The following is a 16,790-nucleotide window of genomic DNA, read 5'->3' on the forward strand; positions in this document are numbered from 1 at the left end:
CATGCTGGATGAACAGCAGATGGATGCCCGTGATACAACCGGCATCAGTGTGATTGTGTCGGCATCGGCTGGTGCCGGCAAGACAAGTGTGCTTGTAGAGCGCCTTTTGAAACGGTGCCTGGTGGACCATGTGCCGCTGGAAAGAATCCTGGCCATGACCTTTACCAAGGCTGCTGCCCAGGAAATGAAATCCCGTCTGGCCGGGGGACTGAGCCAGCATCTTGCGGATGCGAAGACACCGGAAGAAAAAAACTGGATCAGTGATCAGCTCATAGCTTTATCTGCTGCCCAGATTACTACCATTGATTCCTGGTGTCTTGCCATCATTCAGAAATATGCAGCAGTGATTGGTCTTGACCCGGCTGTATGTACCAATGTCCTGGATGAAGGCAGCCGACAGGTGATGTCACATGAAGCGTTCTGTACGTGTCTTGGTGCGATGGAGGAAGACAAGGCATACCGTCTTGCCACCATGTTTTCAGCCCGCAGTGAAGATTACAGCGCCCTGGAACAGGCAGTAAACAGTGTCAATACCCATGCCCAGTCTGCCTATGATCCCGCTGCTTTCTATCGTGACTGCCGTGATAAATACAGCCATGTCAATTCCCTGTCTGACTTTGATCCTGATATTCTGTCTGCGTTCTTTGACCGCATGATTCTTTCGGTATCCAATCTCAATGATCTGCTGGACCAGATGGAAACCGCAGCCCAGGGGGATGAAAAAGTAGATCCAAAGACACTGCAGGGTGTGCGCAATGGCATTCAGAATATCCTGGATGCCCTGCATCATCACAGCTGGGGCCTGTATCTTTCCTCTTTGGAAACACTGGCATTACTGCAAACAAGTGCCTCCACAAAGAATCTGCCCTATGACGGGCTGCGCAAAGACTTCAATGCCCGCATCAAGGATCTCTTAACCGGTGCCATTGATGAAAGCACGCTTGTTTCCGATGCCAATGACATGGTGCCCGTTGTCAGTGATTTCCTGGACCTGTGTGAGAATACTGCTGATACGTTTGCCCGGATGAAAGCAGCCAATACATGCATGGATTTTGCGGATATGGAGCGCTATGTGCTGGCGATTCTGCAGGCAGATCATGGTGAAACAGCCGGCCGCATCCGGGACAGCTATGATGAGATCATGGTGGATGAGTTTCAGGATACAAGCACCCTGCAGAATGCAATCATCAATGCCGTGGCTAAAAAAGACAATGTGTTCCGGGTAGGCGATGTCAAACAGTCGATTTATCGTTTCCGCAGTGCAAGACCTGCTTTGATGCGGGCATGCCTGCAGGACCCTGAAGAAAAGCATATTACCCTGCGTCACAACTTCCGTTCCATGGAGAGCATTGTCACGTTTAATAACATCCTGTTTGGATCGTTGATGAATGTGGAAGGCATGCATGACCGCTATACGGAAGATGATAAGGCCGCCATTGGCCGCAAAGAGCAGGAAGAAGAACCGGTACCGGTCATCTTTACCTTTGTGTCTTCTCCGGAAGCACAGGGAGATGAAGATTCTGATGAAGAGAATGAGGATGCCAAGCAGTTAAAGGCTGCCTGGATTGCCAGCCATATTGCCTCTATGCATGAAGAAGGCCATCCGTTTTCTGACTTTGCCGTGCTGGTACGTTCCCATGCCAGCAAGATTCCCCTGCGCAATGCCTTTGATGATGCCGGGATTCCCTATGACATTGATGCCCGGGAGGGTTTCTGGAAGTCCGATCTCTGTCAGCTGATTCAGGCCATGGCATGGTGGATGCTGAATCCGGAAGATGCGATCAGTATGACAACGGTGCTGACAAGTGCCTTCTGTCAGTTTTCCGATGAAGAGCTTGCCAGAATGAAAACCGGGCATAAAACGCTTGTACAGGGTGTCAAAGAAGCCCATCCTGAACTGTTTGATCTGTTTGCCAGACTGCGGCAGACAGCAGAAAAAGATGGCATTCCCGCCATGATGGATCAGATTGCAAAGACAAACAATTTCTATAATCTTCTTTCTGACAAAGATCAGGCCAACTTTGACTTCCTGTGTCAGAAGATCAATGCCAGACAGCCGGTGGGTCTGTATGACTTTGTGGTGATGATGCGCAATGGCGCCGATGAGAAATCCAGTGAAGCACTGTCTCATGGCACGGATGATGATGTCGTTCGGGTATGCACGATTCATCAGTCCAAAGGCCTGCAGTACAAGATCGTCTTTCTGTGGTCCGACTCGCAGAACCGCTTCCAGGATGATAAAGCACCCATCATCATTCATGATGAGCTGAAACTGGGCCTTGGCTGGATGGATATCAACACCCGTCTGAAACGGCCAACCGTACAGCAGCTGGCGGTATCCCATGCCTGCAATCTGGAAGATCAGGAGGAGTTTATCCGCCTGCTGTATGTTGCTTTGACAAGGCCGCAGCAGCGTCTGTTCATTGTGGACAGTGAGCCAAAGCGGGATTACAGCCGCACATTGACTAGAGGCGTCATTGCATCAAGACGGGGCATGAGCGGTTTGATTCTGGCAGCGATGAAGGACGGGCCTTACTTTGAAGTGCATCATGAGTCACTGGCAGCCGTTCCCAGGCTGAAAAAGAAGAAAACGGTATACCCAAGTGAGCTGCCGCACATGTCTGTTACAGAGACGATGGCAGCTGCCCTGCGGCCAAGTGACACGGAATATACAAGCATTCCGCCGCTGTCCCGCACAAGCCATGAATCCGGCAAGGCCTACGGCACCCTCATGCATGAAACCATTGCCTCACTGGAAAACAAAGTCTGGACGATTGAGGACATCCATGAAGATGATCTGATGCCTGCTGACAAGCTTAAACTTGTCCACTTTGCCAACACTGCTCTTTACAAGCAATGCCTGCAGATGAATATCCACAAAGAATATTCCTTCTATGTCATTGATGAGGCAGACAGGCAGCCGATTACCGGTGCCATGGACTTTGTGGCAGAAAACAGTGAAAAGGTCATCATGATTGATTTCAAGACAGATGATGCCGCCAATGAGGAAATCAGGAAGAGATACCAGGCACAGATTGATACGTATCGAAGAGCACTGGCAATCCTGTATCCAGACAGAGCCATTGAAACCTATGGCTATTCCTTCCATAATGAAGACTTCATCGTATTCTGAAGCACTGTGCAGGCAGTGCTTTTCTTTTGTTGCAAGAGGAAAAAAAGAGCGTATAATCATTTCGTCAGAGGTTGACGAATGAATCGGAATACGAAGCTGAAACAGGATGATATCGAAACTGTACGGAAAATCTTCTTTGATGGAAGATGTCATACCAGGATGGAATTGTGTGCCATGTGTGGGATTTCTACTGGCGGCATGGCCAATATTCTCAAGGAATTGCTTTTGTCCGGACAGATCCTGTATGTGGCAGATGTGCCTTCACGCACCGGCCGCCATGCCAAGCAGTATCAGCTGAATCCGGAGTACTGTCATATTGGCATGCTGGCATGTATACGGAATGGAGATGATTTCTGCTTTGAGATTGAGAGCAGAAAGCTGGATGGAAAGCTTGTGTTACAGCAGAAACTGTCATCAAAAACAGGCAGCGTACAGGATCTCAGACATGCCCTTGCAACACTGCTAGAGAAAGATCAGCAGATTTCAGTACTTGCCATCAGTGTACCAGGTGTCTGTATGCATGGCACGATCGGGGTCTGTGATCTGCCATTGCTTGCCAATACGGATCTGCATGACATCCCGGAACTGGAAGGTGTGCAGTGGGTGAATGAGAATGATGCCAATGCAATGTGCATCGGGCTGGTGCACAAGATTCCGGATGTGGATACAGCTGCCCTTGTGTTTCAGCCGGCTGCGGAGATGATTGGCTGCGGCATTGTGATTCATGGCCGTTTGTACAATGGCACAAGCCATCAGGCTGGTGAGATGCGCTATCTGCCCTGGGGAACAGAGGATCAGAAGAAAGAGACGACAAAGAGGGATCCTGCCCGTATGTTAGCCGAAAGCATTGGTGCGATTGCCGCGGTGCTGGATCCGGATCTGATTGCCTGGACAAGTGATCTGATCAAAGAAGATATCCAGTCGGCATCCTTTGGCCTGCAGCTGGATCCTCATATTCAGCTTGTTCACGTCAAAGACAAAGACAGCCTGTTATGGACAGGCTTATATGAAATCGGAAGAGATATCCTGAAAAACAGGAAGATGGGAGAGGAAAGATGATTGCGGATTATCATTTGCATTGTGAGTTCTCGGATGATTCCCGGGAATTGATGGAGAACCAGATTGAACAGGGCATTGCGATTGGCCTGGATGAGATGTGTTTTACAGATCATGTGGATTACGGCATCAAGCGTGACTGGGATGATCCAAGAGGCATTCTTTACCGGGGCGGGGATGGCATCAATTCTTCCAAAGAAGAGCAGGATCCTCTTGCCAATGTGAACTATCCCCGGTATTTCAAAAAACTGCATGATCTGCAGAAGAAATATCAGGGAAAGATTGCCGTCAAAGCAGGCCTTGAGTTTGGCATTCAGACCCATACCATACCTGATTACGAAAAGCTGTATGCAAAGTATGAGAATGATCTCGACTTTGTAATGCTGTCCATGCACCAGGTAGACGATAAAGAATTCTGGAATGGAGACTATTTCCAGGGAAAGAGCCAGAAGGAATACAATGATGCCTATTATGAAGAGATTCTGCATGTGCAGCAGAACTTCAAGCATTACAGTGTTCTTGCCCATCTGGACCTGTTATCCCGCTATGATCCTGCCGGCCCATATCCGTTTGAGAAGGAAGAGGATATCATTGCAGCGATTCTGAAACAGGCCATTGCGGATGGCAAAGGCATTGAGATCAACACGTCTTCCTGGCATTATGGCCTCAAAGATACCCAGCCCTGCCGCAGGATTCTCAGACTCTATAAAGATCTTGGCGGCACGATCTTTACCTTTGGCTCAGATGCCCACAGCACAAAGTATCTTGGTGATCATTTCAAAGAAGCCAGAAAGATTGTCAAAGAAGAGATCGGCCTGACACAGTTCTGCACCTTTGACCATATGAAACCTATCTTCCATGAGATTGAGGACTAAGGAAGCAGAGGATGAAAAAAGGCTTGTTTTCGGATTCTGTCTTCAATCATAAGCTGTTCTCACTGGCTCTGCCTCTGGCCTTACAGAGTCTGATGTTAGCAGCAGTGGCAGCAGCAGATGCCATCATGCTTGGCCGTCTGGACCAGAATTCCATGTCTGCTGTATCACTGGCAACCCAGGTGCAGTTTGTCATGACCATGTTTATCTCAGCCATCACTGCCGGCGGTTCCATCCTGGCAGCCCAGTACTGGGGTAAACAGGACATGGATGCCATGACGGATATCTTCCACATCATGCTCAGGCTGTCCGTGCTGATTGATCTGCTGTTTGGAATTGCCTGTGTCTTTTCACCAGGCATTCTCATGGATTTCTTTACCAACGACCCGACGCTGAAAGAAATCGGCTGTCAGTATCTGCGCATTGCCGGCTGGTCTTATTTCCTTGTGGCCATCTCGCAGAGTTTCCAGATGATGATGAAAGTCAGTGACCATGCCAGAGCCGCAGCCACCATTTCCTCAGTGACCGTTCTGATCAACATCGGTCTCAATACGATCCTGATCTTTGGCCTGCTTGGTTTCCCGGTGCTTGGGGCAAGAGGCGCTGCCATTGCCACCCTGATTTCCAGAATCATTGAGCTCATCTGGTCCATCGCCCTTTCTTCATCAGACGGCTATCTGCATCCCCGCTGGCATTCTCTGTTTCACAGAAACAAGCTTCTCTCCAAAGACTTTGCCCGCATTTCCCTGCCGGTATTGTTTGCCTCACTGCTCTGGGGCATTGGCTTTACTTCCTATACCGCCATCATGGGGCACCTTGGCCAGGATGCCGCTGCCGCTAACAGTGTTGCGGCAGTTGTCAGAGATCTTGCCTGCTGTATGTGCAACGGTATTGCCGGTGCAGCCGGTGTTGTGCTTGGCAATGAACTCGGTCAGAATCACATGGATACAGCGAAAGACTATGGCACAAGAATCATGAAGATCAGCTTCCTGGTCGGCTTTATGACAGCCATTCTCATCCTGGCTGTTATCCCAGCTGTCCTGCAGTTCTACAAGCTCACCGGCATGGCCAGAAAGTACCTCATCGGCATGCTGGTAATCACATCGTTCTACATGATCGGCAGATGTGTTAACACGATCATGATCAACGGCATCTTTGACGGCGGCGGTGATACAAAGTTTGATATCCATTCACTCATTGTAACCATGTGGTGCATTGCCATCCCAACCGCACTGGCAGGCGCTTTCCTTTTCCACTGGCCCATTCTGGCAGTCTATGCCTGCACATGCCTGGATGAAGTCGGCAAGATTCCCTGGGTCATGGTGCACTTCTATCATTACAAATGGCTGCAGAACCTGACCAGAACACAGACAGCATAAGAAAAAGCGTGCCGCTAAAGCACGCTGTTCAGCCATTGAATACCATGTACCACACGCGGTGTATCATCCGCAAAGTGGCTGCCAGGCTCCTTCACAAAGGTATGTGTCATAGACAGATACTTCTGTGTTTCCACTGTTTTCTCTTCAACAGACGCAAGAACCGGATTGCGGCTGTTTTTTTCTGTATCTCCTAACGAAAGATATACTGCCTCTGCCTGGATGGGGTGTGCTTTGAGCCAGTCAATCCAGCCCGGATACCACAAGGAGCCAGAAGCACAAAGAGCACCGGCAAAGCAGTTTTCTTTCGTGGCAGCGTACAGGGCAAACAAACCAGCCAGAGAATAGCCGGCAATGATGCTCTTTTCTGGCAGATGTGGTTTGATCACATCCAGAAATGCATCTGCGCCGCCGGCAAAGTCATTGCCTTTTTTAAACACTTTGGGTGACGGCCATGGGGATAAACAGGCATCCCAGTCAAAGTCATAGACAAACAGGATTGGATTGGAAACGGGTATTTCTTCTGGATCTTTGCCGATCCAGACAACCGGGATTCCCGTTCCTTCCTGCATCTTAAAACCAGGCATTGGTCGGCATCATGTGATAAACAGCCAGAACCTGCAGGATCAGGAAGAGTGTCAGGATAATCAGCTGCAGCCAGCCGTTGGTATTCTTCATATCCTGATGCAGGATCAGCACTTCATAAACAAGCAGGCACAGCACGCCGAAGGTGCCAAGCACTGGTGTGATAGCAGAGAAGATGATTGTTAACAGAGCCAGCAGGCTTGTAAAGAACACGGAACCGCAGATTTCCTGTAGAATGGCCCCTGCATTAGCTGTCTTGCGCTCACTGATAAAGCGCGCCAGAAACAAGAAGGCAATCACAATCACGGTCATGACCATGCCGCACTGAAAGAAGGAAGAGAAGGTATAGCCCATGTTGTTCATGGCAATGGACACATTGATATCCGTTCTTCCTACTGCCTGCAGCACAAACTCAAGAGCACTAACGGCAAAGGATCTGGTCAGCCATGTATTGACAATCAAAGAAAGCAGAATGGCAATGCCAGCATCCACCCATGGCAGAGAGACAGCCGCAAACGGATCCTTGATTACTTCCCAGAACGGCATCAGATACGACTTCCAGTCAACATCCGCCTTCGGACGTTCTTTCTTCACTTTTTCAACCGTTTCCTTGATCTTTTCTTCTGCCTGTTCTTTTTTCTCTTCGATTTTTTCCTTTGGTGCCGAAGCTTCTTTCTTTTCTTCCTGTGGATTATCATCTGCGGCAGGCTCTGTATCTTTCTTTTGTGCCTCAGCAGTTTCCTTGCTTTCTTCCTGCTTTTTTTCTTCAGCAGGCTTTGTCTCAGCAGTTTCTTCTGCCGGCTTTTTTTCTGGCTCTGTTTTTTCTTCAGCAGCTGCTTCTGTTTCTTTTGGCTCTGCTGCTTCCACAGTTTCTTCTGTACCTGTTGGTACTGCTGTCTCTTCTGTAGCAGTGTTTTCCTGTGCGGCTGTCTCTGCTGCCTCTTCTTTCTCAGGCTCTGCCGGCTTTGTCTCTGCCGGCTCTTCTGCAGGCGTCTTTTCTATTTCTTTCTTTTCTTCAGCAGCTTTTTCCGGAGCTTCTGTTTCCTTCGTTTCTGCTGTTTCTTCTGCAGCAGTATTATCCGGTTTTGCTGTCTTTGCTGTTTCTTCAGCTGCAGTGTTTTCCTGTGTGGCAGTCTCTGTCTTTTCAGGTTCTGCCGGCTTTGTTTCTGTCGTTTCTTCTGCTGTTACCTCTTCTGTATCTGCTTTTGTTTCAGATGGTTCTGCCTTCTCTGGCTGTTTGGTTCCACAGAACGGGCAGAAAGCCGCATCATCGGCAATTTCTTCCTGACACTTGATACACTTCTTCATGGTTAATCTCCTTTTCCCCAATGATCCAAAAAAGCCCGGAATTCCGGGTTATTCGTTATACAGCCAGGCATTGACCCGGATATGGGCTCTGCCAAGGGTGATCAGATCGCCCGTATGCAGTCTTGCTCTGCCAAGCGGCGGCAGTTTCATATCATTCAGGAATGTACCATTATGTTCCGATACATCCTCGACAAAGACTTCGCCATGTTCGAGCAGCAGCTTGGCATGACGGCGGGATACCGCCGGTTCTGAGATGATGACATCACAGACATCTGCTTCTCTGCCAAGCAGACATGGGAAATTTCTTACCGAAACTTCTGTCTTGGCCTGACCGATCATGATGGTCAAAGATACACCCGTGATGGCCTGGCTGACGGGCTGGTCCTCGTCCTGCTGCTGAGGGATACGGCTGGAAGGCTGGTTGTGCATGGAAGGCACAACGTTTGTCTCCATTGCCTCATCCTCATCCGCATGCGGGTTCTTGAACTGCATCAGATCCAGGTCATCCTTCGGCTGTGCCTTGTTCAGCACCAGCGGCTGAGCAGCCGTGGCGGTTGGTGCAGCTGCGGCGGCATGCACAGGCCGTACTGTACGTGAAGATGATGAAGACGATGATAATGAAGGTGACGCCGGCGTCTCCTTCTCTACATAAACGATCTGGTTCTTCTTGACGGCCAGAACAACCACCGCCACACTCAGCACCACAATCATGCCAATCAGCACAACAAGCAATGCTTTGACCAGGGTCGGATCAGACAGTATAGCACTCATAGATCTATTCCTTTCGCTTGCTAAATTCTTCCTTATTTTACATCAAACAGGCGCAATTTCACTATTCTGCTTACTTCTACTGCGGATCACCATGCACAAGCTCATAGACACGGTTCTTGGCCAGATTGAATTTCTTTGCTGTCTGTTTCACCGCATCCGAGCGGCTGATGCCCTGTTCCACAAGCGCATTGGCATACTTTCGAACATCCTCATCACTGACCTGGACTTCTTCCTGCTTTGCACCTTCCACCATCAGAACCATCTCACCCTTTAACGTGGGGCAGACTTCCAGCAGTTCTTCAATGGTGCCTCTCAGGAATTCCTCATGCACTTTGGTCAGTTCCCTGGCCAGCACGGCCTGCCGGTTTCCCAGCACAGCAAGAACATCCGTTAACATCCGTTCAATCCGATGGGGTGCTTCATAAAAGATCAATGTCATCGGATAGTTCTGATACATCTGCAGGGCTTTGATTCGATCATTGTGGGATGGCGGCAGAAAGCCGACAAACAAGAATGGCTGTGCCTTTAATCCCGATGCGACAAGGGCATCCAGAAAGGCCGAGCAGCCGGAAACAGGAATGACGGGAAAGCCGGCATTGACTGCCTCATTGACAAGTCTCTGTCCAGGATCATTGATCAATGGATAGCCGGCATCAGAGATCAAAGCAACGGTATTGCCTTCCTGCAGCAGCTTGATGATGCCTTTGGCACTGGTATCCTCATTGAAGTTCTGATAGGCAATCAGGCGGCTGGGAATGCCAAAATGGTGCAGCAGCTGCCCGCTTGTCCGGGTATCCTCACAGGCAATCACATCTGCCTTTGACAGCACTTCCAATGCCCTTGGCGTCATCTCATTCAGATTGCCAATGGGAGTCGGCACCAGATAGAGCTTTGGGCCATCCTCCTCAAACGACTTCTGGCGTTTCACGCGTTCTCCTCTTTCTTGCGGCGGCCAAACGTACGTACCGTCACATTCTTAGCAGGTTTTCTTTCTGTATTCTTTGGTGCTGCCTTGGCGGCAGGTCTGCCTGCCTGTTCATTCTTATTGCGGCGGCCAAACGTACGTACTTCTGTACGATTATTGTTTCTGCTTGGTTCACTGCCACTGGTCTCACGGCGGCGGGATGCCATCCTGCCATCACCATTGCGTGATGGTCTTTCATGTGCGGCTTCTGTATGCAGTGCTTCCTTATGCTCAGGATGCTGACCGACATGAATGATATTCTTGTGGACAGGATGGTTGGGATCATCCTTTTTGTGCTGCATGACCACACCCTTGCGCGGGATGGCCTTTTCCCGCAGCTCATCCAGAGTCAGAAAGACCGTATTTTCATGATTTTCCAGCTTTGCCTCATTGGACATCACATTCATATTGGTAATACGGTAAATCTCACCCTCATATTCCACCTGGGATCCCATCTTGGGCAGGCCGGCGGTCATTTCCTTGTAATCATTGTCTTCATACTTCAGACAGCACATCAGCTTGCCGCACATGCCGGAAAGCTTATCAATGTTCAAGGCCAGCAGCTGGTTCTTGGCCATATTGATGGAGATGACATCGAATCTGCTCTTGAATCTTCTGCAGCAGCATTCCATGCCGCACATGCCGATGCCGCCGACCATGCGGGCCTTATCACGCTCACCGATCTGGCGCAGCTCAATCCTGCAGTGCAGCCGGCTGCCAAGCTTCTTCAGCAGTTCGCGGAAATCCACCCGCTGCTCAGACAGATAGACAAACAGCACCTTGGATCTGTCCAGGGTGTACTGGGCACTGAGCAGATTCATATCCAGCTTGAGATATTCAATTTCCTGCTTGCAGATGGCAAAGGCACGGTCATTTTCCCGCTTGTTTTCTTCATTGATGCGCAGATCGCGTGATGTTGCTACCCGGATAATGGGGCGGGTCGGCATACGCAGGCCATACTTCGATACCGCCACGGCATCTGCCTCAACAGTGCCAAGCTCCAGGCCCTGCTGTGTTTCCACCACAACATTGTCTCCCTTGTGAATCTCGGCATTCTCTGTGCCAAAGGAGTACGGCCTGCCCGATGCTTCAAAGCGCACCGGCACCGTGTATGTATAGCTCACCGATTCTGCAGGTTCTTTGGTTTCCTTAAGTTCCTGACTCACGTTTAAAATCCTCCAGTCTTTCATATGTCTGCGCCATCAGTAAGTTCACATCATTGAACTTATTGCAGCGCTCTTTCTGCTGATTGCAGATGATGATCAGCCGGCCATAGTCATCCTGCCTGCCACGGGCAGCTGCCAGGGCATCTGTATACCACTTCGGGCCCTCATGATTTTTCAGAATCACATCATGGGCATACAGATCCAGCAGGCCAAGGAAATACTGCACCATGGCAATGCCATCCTCTTTCTCACTCTGACGATAGCTGATGTCATAATCCACCAGCAGTTCTGAAAAAGGTCCGTTCTTGCCAAGATACTGCTGAAACATGGATACCGCATTCTGCCAGGGGGCAGAGGCTGGTGCTGCCAGCATCTCTTCCGGGCTTTTGACAAGCCGGGAAAGCAGGGCAATATCATCCTTTTGCATGCCATGTTCTTCCCCGATCTGCCGGTAATAGTCAGCACCGGGAAGCCGGAAGGAGAGCACCGTACAGCGGCTGATGATCGTTGGTAACAATCTGCCGATGTTATCGGTTGTCAGTATTGCTGTTAAGCCCTCACCTGGCTCCTCCAGGAATTTAAGCATGCTGTTCATGGCAGCAGATGAACTGTTTTCCGCATTCAGGATCACATAGCAGCGGTTTCCGTTTCCCTTTTCTGCACTTGTCAAAGAGAAGCGCCTCTGCAATTCATCAATATCATTCTTACTGATGGCCTTCTTTGCACCATCCAGCAGAGCAAAGTCCATGTGGCTGTTACTGGCAATCCGCTGGCATTCTTCACACTGCTCACAGGCAAGGCCATTGCTTTTCTCACAGAACAGACTCTGGGCCAGCAGAATGGCAGCTTCTTTCTTAGGAGTGCCGGGCGGGCCTGCAAACAGCCATGCATGTGAGATTCTGCCGCTGGTACAGGCATTGTTCAATGCCTCATACACAACCGGCTCCATCTTGCGCAAAAGCTCTTTAACCATTGAGCAGTCCCAGTATGCGGGCCTCCACATCTGCTGCGACAGTATCCGCATCACGGGTGGCATCCACCACTTCAATGCGGTCATGGTACATGGCAATCACTTTCTGATAGCCTTCATAGACACGCTGATGAAAAGCCTGGTTCTCCTGATCGAGACGGTCAAGATAGGTCCGGCTGGCAATGCGGGCAAGACCTACCTCAGCCGGCACATTGAGAAAGTAGGTGCGGTCCGGCATTCTGCCGCCGGTCGCAAACAGGTTGATATCATAGACTTCCTGAATGCCAATCTGTCTGCCGCAGCCCTGATATGCCAGGGAAGAGTCCACAAAACGGTCAGAGATCACGGTAATGCCCTGTTCCAATGCCGGTAAAACAATCTCAACAAGGTGCTGGCGGCGGCTGGCTGCATACAGCAGTGCCTCCGTACGGGCATCCATCTTCGTATTGGCCGGATCCAGAATGATACTGCGGATTTTCTCTGCAATCTCACTGCCTCCCGGCTCTCTTGTATACATGACCTGATAACCCTTTTTCTGCAAAGATTCCACAACTTTTGTGGATACCGTTGTCTTGCCGGAGCCATCCGGTCCTTCCAATGTAATAAACAGTCCCTTTTTCATCGCAGAAATTATACCACATGCCGTTTTCAATCTTTGTACTGTCTGCCTGCATTGACAAACATTTCTGTGCTATCATGTCGGGGCATGAAATACCGTAGAAAGAAAAGACATCTGCGCTATCAGCGCCTGGTTGTCGTAATAGCCGTGATAGCTTTGATCCTGGCCAGCATTGTTTCCCTTGTGGATACAATGCATCATAAACAGAGTGCTGCTTCTGCTGTTTCCAGTGCAGAAACATCAGAAACACCAGAAGCTTCCGCATCCACTGATGCATCATCCAGTCCTGCCGCTGTCTTTACACCGGCATCCACCGATCCGGAAAATGATACCCGGCTGACAGATCCCACCAGTATCCTGTTTTGTGCCAATAAGAAACATCCTCTGCCTTCGGGCTATGCACCTGAAGATGTGCGCTATGTCAATGTAGCCCAGATCTATAACAATGCTGTGATGCGGGATGAAGCTGCCACCGCTATGGAGAACATGTTTGCGGCGGCATCACAGGATGGCATTACCTTGACACTTGGATCGGGATACCGCTCCTATGATCTGCAGGTCACCCTGTACAATCAGTATGTTGATGCGGATGGTACGGCCTATGCGGATTCCATTTCTTCCCGGCCGGGCTATTCTGATCATCAGACCGGTCTGGCAGCGGATCTCAACGGGGATGATGAGAGTACCTATTGTGACAAGAGCTTCATCAATACCGATGCCGGCAAATGGCTGTATAACAATGCCTATCAGTATGGGTTTATCATGCGTTATCCCAAAGGAAAAACCGACATCACGGGCTATGACTATGAGCCATGGCATTACCGCTATGTCGGTGTCGATACCGCCACTGCCATGCATAACATTGATCCCGATCTTTCCTTTGAAGAATATTTCGGCATCTCCGGCGGTGACTACAACAGCTAAATTTTCTTTCTCAGATACAGACCGGTTTCCTGATGGAACCGGTCTTTCATTTCCTCAGGAATATCCTGCCCCGTCCTGATTTCCATCGTCTTTTCAGCTGCCAGATACGAAGGATTCTTCTGCAGGGAAATGCCATACTGTGCACAAAGCTGTGCCAGCAGGATGGCAATGGCATTCTGATTCACACCTGGAGCAATATGAATATTCCAGCCCGTATCATTGGCACACTTCTGCAAAAGATTCTTCTGGGTCAGACCAAGCTGAGGAGACAGGAAGGCAGTTTCAAAGCAGCGCACACCGGCAATGGTCTTGATGCCGATCTTGTACGGCTTTGCTTTTTCATTTGCAAACATAGCATTGATCAACGTGATAGCTGCATTCTGTTCCAGAGGCTTTCTGCCTTCACTTAGAATCATCATGTCATCCTGCACTGCTGGTCTGTTTTCTGCTGAAACAGGCTCTGCAGAAGAAGCCCCGAATGACAGCTTCCAGCCGGTTGTCTTTGTAAACAAGGCAGAAAGAGATGGATCGGCCTTTGATTCATCCAGCAGATTCACCACATATTCCTTCTTATCTTCATAGTAGGAAATCTTCTTCACATTGCCGGCAAACAGATTGTGTAGCAGAATATCCGCTGCCTGATGATTCATGGCCTCATTCAAAGAAACATGCCAGCCGGTATCATGGAAGATGGTATCGTCTGTTTTCTGCAGCAGTTTCCTGTCAAAGGCATCCGGATAGTCGCAGATGATCTTCACCACCTTTTCATCCTGGTAATAGCCAAGCTTTCGATAACTGCCCTGAGGCAGCAGTCCCGCTATTTCTGCCTGCACATCCTGCATGGCAGGCTCTTTCTTCTTTGTTATTTCTGCAATCTCAGCTTCATTATTGCGCCGGAACAGAAACATTCTTCTGGCATCCCGGCTGAAATAAACAGAAGATTCAATCTCTTTCTTAAAATGATCCAGTGCTTCTTTCTGTTCTGCTGTACTCTTTTCGATCGAAACGACAGTTCCTGTGTACAGTGTATACAGATCCTGGATCGTAAATGTACGGAAGGGATATTTATCCTGCCAGAAATCATAGAGTGCTTTCTGCTGCGCTGGATCTGTAATATCTGTGCCATGCATGGTTTCCAGATGGAAAGATACCTGATGGCGGGGATGGTGCAGGGTAAACTCCAGTGATGTGCCGGTTGAAGGCTGATAGACATGATTGCGCAGATCACTGGAAAGTTCTGTGCCTAATGCCTGCATGGCATCTTCATCACCATGAACCAGAATGATCTGATGGCAGCCAAGCCTTTCAATCAGTGCCATCAGTTCCGATTTGTCAGAGTGTGCAGACAGGCCAACCTGCACTACCTTGCACTTCACCGGCAGCAGCGTGCCATCAATCACCGCTGTTTTCTCTTTCTCATCCTCCTGATGCATCATATTCAGCAGGGTGCGGCCGGGAGCTTCTTCATCCTGATAGCCGGTAATGATAATGACAGCATTTTCATCCGGTACAAGACTCTTTGCATAAGTGACACTTGGCCCGCCCGTTAACATGCCTGAGCTTGCCACAAAGACAGCAGGCCCTTTCTGATGTACAAGTTCCTCTCTGTTGATGCTTTGATCCACGGGCTGGATTTCATCATGATAAAAAGGATTGTTTCCCTTCATGATCTTGCGGGCAATGATGGCGCGCAGATCGGTTGGATGAGAAAGATAGGCAGCTGTCATGTCCCTGACCATGCCATCCACATAGACCGGCACCCTGGGAATCTGTTTCTTTGTCATAGCCCGGCTTAAAATCAGCAGCACTTCCTGGGCGCGTCCTAAAGCAAAGGAAGGAATGAGCACTTTCTTACCAGCTGTCACTGCTTCACTGACGGTATCAATCAGTTTCTGCTCCTCACCCTGCCGGTTGGCATGCAGTCTATTGCCATAGGTTGACTCAAACAGGCCGATATCCGGACGGAGCCTGGGAATCCGGATGCCTTCAATGGTCTCCTGTGCAAAGCCGGAAACATCACCTGAATAGAAGATAGAGCCTTCCGGTGTCGTCAGATAAATGCAGGCCGCCCCGGCAATGTGGCCGGCAGGATAGAAGGTGAAAGTGATGTCTTCTTCTATCTCACATGGTGTTTCAAACGGAACCGGTACAACTCTTGCCATCATGGCATCGACATCTTCCTGGCTGTATAAAGGCACACTGCCCTGTTCCCGGTTCATGAGTTTCAGACTGTCTGCCAGTAAGATCCGGGTGAGATCCATGGTCATCGGTGTCATATAGATCTTTGCCAGCGGATATGCCTTGGAAATGACTGGAAGGGATCCGGTATGGTCCATGTGGGCATGAGAGACAAGAATGGCATCCACACTGCCAGCTTCCTGGACAGCCTGAAAATCAGGCAGCGGATCCTTTGAAGCAGACTGATGAATGCCTGCATCCAACAGGATTCCCTTCTCTTTCAGTTTGACAAAAATACAACTGCCGCCAACTTCTCTGGCACCTCCGGCAAATACGAATTTCATGTGTTTCCTCCACTGCGTTTCATTCTACCATGATGACGTGCTGCTGTTTTTCAAATCCAGAGAGAACACCGCAGCAGTTCCGCATACTGTTTCACTTGTTCTGTAAGCAAAGATGTTTCAATGTGTCATGCGGTAAAGAATCTCACCGGTCAGTCCCCAGATGACACCATATTCTGTTTTGTAGAAATGCATGACTCTGACTTCCGGATAAAAATGATAATCAGGACGCTGAATAAGTTTCCGGACAGCCAGCTGATCTTCTGGTTTCATCTCCATCTGTACTTCCAGCACAGAAGGTTCATGGTGTCATAAGCAAATGAAAATGTCCCACGATCGTTTAATGAAAATGTCCCATTGAGATCAAGCATCTATTAGTGATACAGCATCATCTGGAGGCATCCAGATGAAAAACTATAAGAAAGATAAGGATAACGCACGAATTAAATTGAGCATTAATGAGTAGCTTAATACATGACACTACAGTATAATATTTTCAGATAGAATAGTATCTGAAAGGATGTGCC

Annotated in this window: 13 protein-coding genes and 1 pseudogene; 5 read left to right on the plus strand and 9 right to left on the minus strand. The window is 49.3% G+C overall.

Annotated elements, in window-relative coordinates:
• The first annotated feature begins 1 nt into the window (after position 1).
• From SOI44_RS06035 to SOI44_RS06050, 4 genes are all read left to right on the plus strand, one after another.
• Entirely contained in the window at positions 2 to 3,133 is a 3,132-nt protein-coding gene (locus SOI44_RS06035) for a UvrD-helicase domain-containing protein (protein WP_331348324.1), read from the plus strand.
• 78 nt (positions 3,134 to 3,211) lie between these two features.
• Positions 3,212 to 4,192: a hypothetical protein gene (locus SOI44_RS06040; RefSeq protein ID WP_331348325.1), complete on the plus strand. Its 981-nt coding sequence runs from the start codon at positions 3,212 to 3,214 to the stop codon at positions 4,190 to 4,192.
• A complete protein-coding gene (locus SOI44_RS06045; protein ID WP_331348326.1) occupies positions 4,189 to 5,064 on the plus strand; it encodes a histidinol-phosphatase HisJ family protein in 876 nt (291 codons plus the stop codon). Before SOI44_RS06040 ends, SOI44_RS06045 begins: the two co-directional genes overlap by 4 nt.
• An 11-nt stretch (positions 5,065 to 5,075) precedes the next feature.
• The gene (locus SOI44_RS06050; protein ID WP_331348327.1) at positions 5,076 to 6,440 is read left to right on the plus strand and encodes an MATE family efflux transporter; all 1,365 of its coding nucleotides are present in this window, start codon (positions 5,076 to 5,078) and stop codon (positions 6,438 to 6,440) included.
• Between the two features lie 14 nt (positions 6,441 to 6,454).
• Here SOI44_RS06050 and SOI44_RS06055 read toward each other — a convergent pair whose 3' ends face one another.
• The 7 genes from SOI44_RS06055 to tmk all read right to left on the minus strand — a co-directional run bounded on the left by SOI44_RS06055 (position 6,455) and on the right by tmk (position 12,823).
• Positions 6,455 to 7,024 carry a hypothetical protein gene (locus SOI44_RS06055; protein WP_331348328.1) on the minus strand — a complete coding sequence of 190 codons (570 nt, stop codon included), beginning with the start codon at positions 7,022 to 7,024 and terminating at the stop codon, positions 6,455 to 6,457.
• Positions 7,011 to 8,330: a zinc ribbon domain-containing protein gene (locus SOI44_RS06060; protein WP_331348329.1), complete on the minus strand. Its 1,320-nt coding sequence runs from the start codon at positions 8,328 to 8,330 to the stop codon at positions 7,011 to 7,013. The genes SOI44_RS06055 and SOI44_RS06060 overlap by 14 nt, the downstream gene beginning before the upstream one ends.
• A gap of 48 nt (positions 8,331 to 8,378) precedes the next feature.
• Positions 8,379 to 9,101, minus strand: coding sequence for an FHA domain-containing protein (locus SOI44_RS06065; RefSeq protein WP_331348330.1), 723 nt, complete (start codon positions 9,099 to 9,101; stop codon positions 8,379 to 8,381).
• Between the two features lie 76 nt (positions 9,102 to 9,177).
• Positions 9,178 to 10,029 (minus strand): 16S rRNA (cytidine(1402)-2'-O)-methyltransferase, encoded by an 852-nt coding sequence (rsmI, locus tag SOI44_RS06070; protein ID WP_331348331.1) that lies wholly within the window; start codon positions 10,027 to 10,029, stop codon positions 9,178 to 9,180.
• Positions 10,026 to 11,231 (minus strand): regulatory iron-sulfur-containing complex subunit RicT, encoded by a 1,206-nt coding sequence (ricT, locus tag SOI44_RS06075; protein WP_331348332.1) that lies wholly within the window; start codon positions 11,229 to 11,231, stop codon positions 10,026 to 10,028. The genes rsmI and ricT overlap by 4 nt, the downstream gene beginning before the upstream one ends.
• Positions 11,215 to 12,204, minus strand: a complete 990-nt coding sequence (locus SOI44_RS06080; RefSeq protein ID WP_331348333.1) for a DNA polymerase III subunit — start codon at positions 12,202 to 12,204, stop codon at positions 11,215 to 11,217. Before SOI44_RS06080 ends, ricT begins: the two co-directional genes overlap by 17 nt.
• Positions 12,197 to 12,823 carry a dTMP kinase gene (gene tmk / locus SOI44_RS06085; RefSeq protein WP_331348334.1) on the minus strand — a complete coding sequence of 209 codons (627 nt, stop codon included), beginning with the start codon at positions 12,821 to 12,823 and terminating at the stop codon, positions 12,197 to 12,199. The genes SOI44_RS06080 and tmk overlap by 8 nt, the downstream gene beginning before the upstream one ends.
• Before the next feature lie 450 nt (positions 12,824 to 13,273).
• On the opposite strand from tmk, the pseudogene SOI44_RS10405 reads away from it, so the two are divergent.
• Positions 13,274 to 13,657 (plus strand): annotated as a pseudogene (locus SOI44_RS10405) (M15 family metallopeptidase); the annotation flags it as partial.
• 83 nt (positions 13,658 to 13,740) lie between these two features.
• On the opposite strand, the gene SOI44_RS06095 reads toward SOI44_RS10405, so the two are convergent.
• A complete protein-coding gene (locus SOI44_RS06095) occupies positions 13,741 to 16,266 on the minus strand; it encodes an MBL fold metallo-hydrolase (protein ID WP_331348336.1) in 2,526 nt (841 codons plus the stop codon).
• A 117-nt stretch (positions 16,267 to 16,383) separates the two neighbouring features.
• Complete coding sequence (locus tag SOI44_RS06100) at positions 16,384 to 16,542, minus strand: hypothetical protein (RefSeq protein WP_331348337.1); 159 nt, start codon at positions 16,540 to 16,542, stop codon at positions 16,384 to 16,386.
• Between the last annotated feature and the right edge of the window lie 248 nt (positions 16,543 to 16,790).

The sequence above is a fragment of the Lactimicrobium sp. genome (assembly GCF_036453465.1).
GTDB lineage: Bacteria > Bacillota_I > Bacilli_A > Erysipelotrichales > Erysipelotrichaceae > Bulleidia.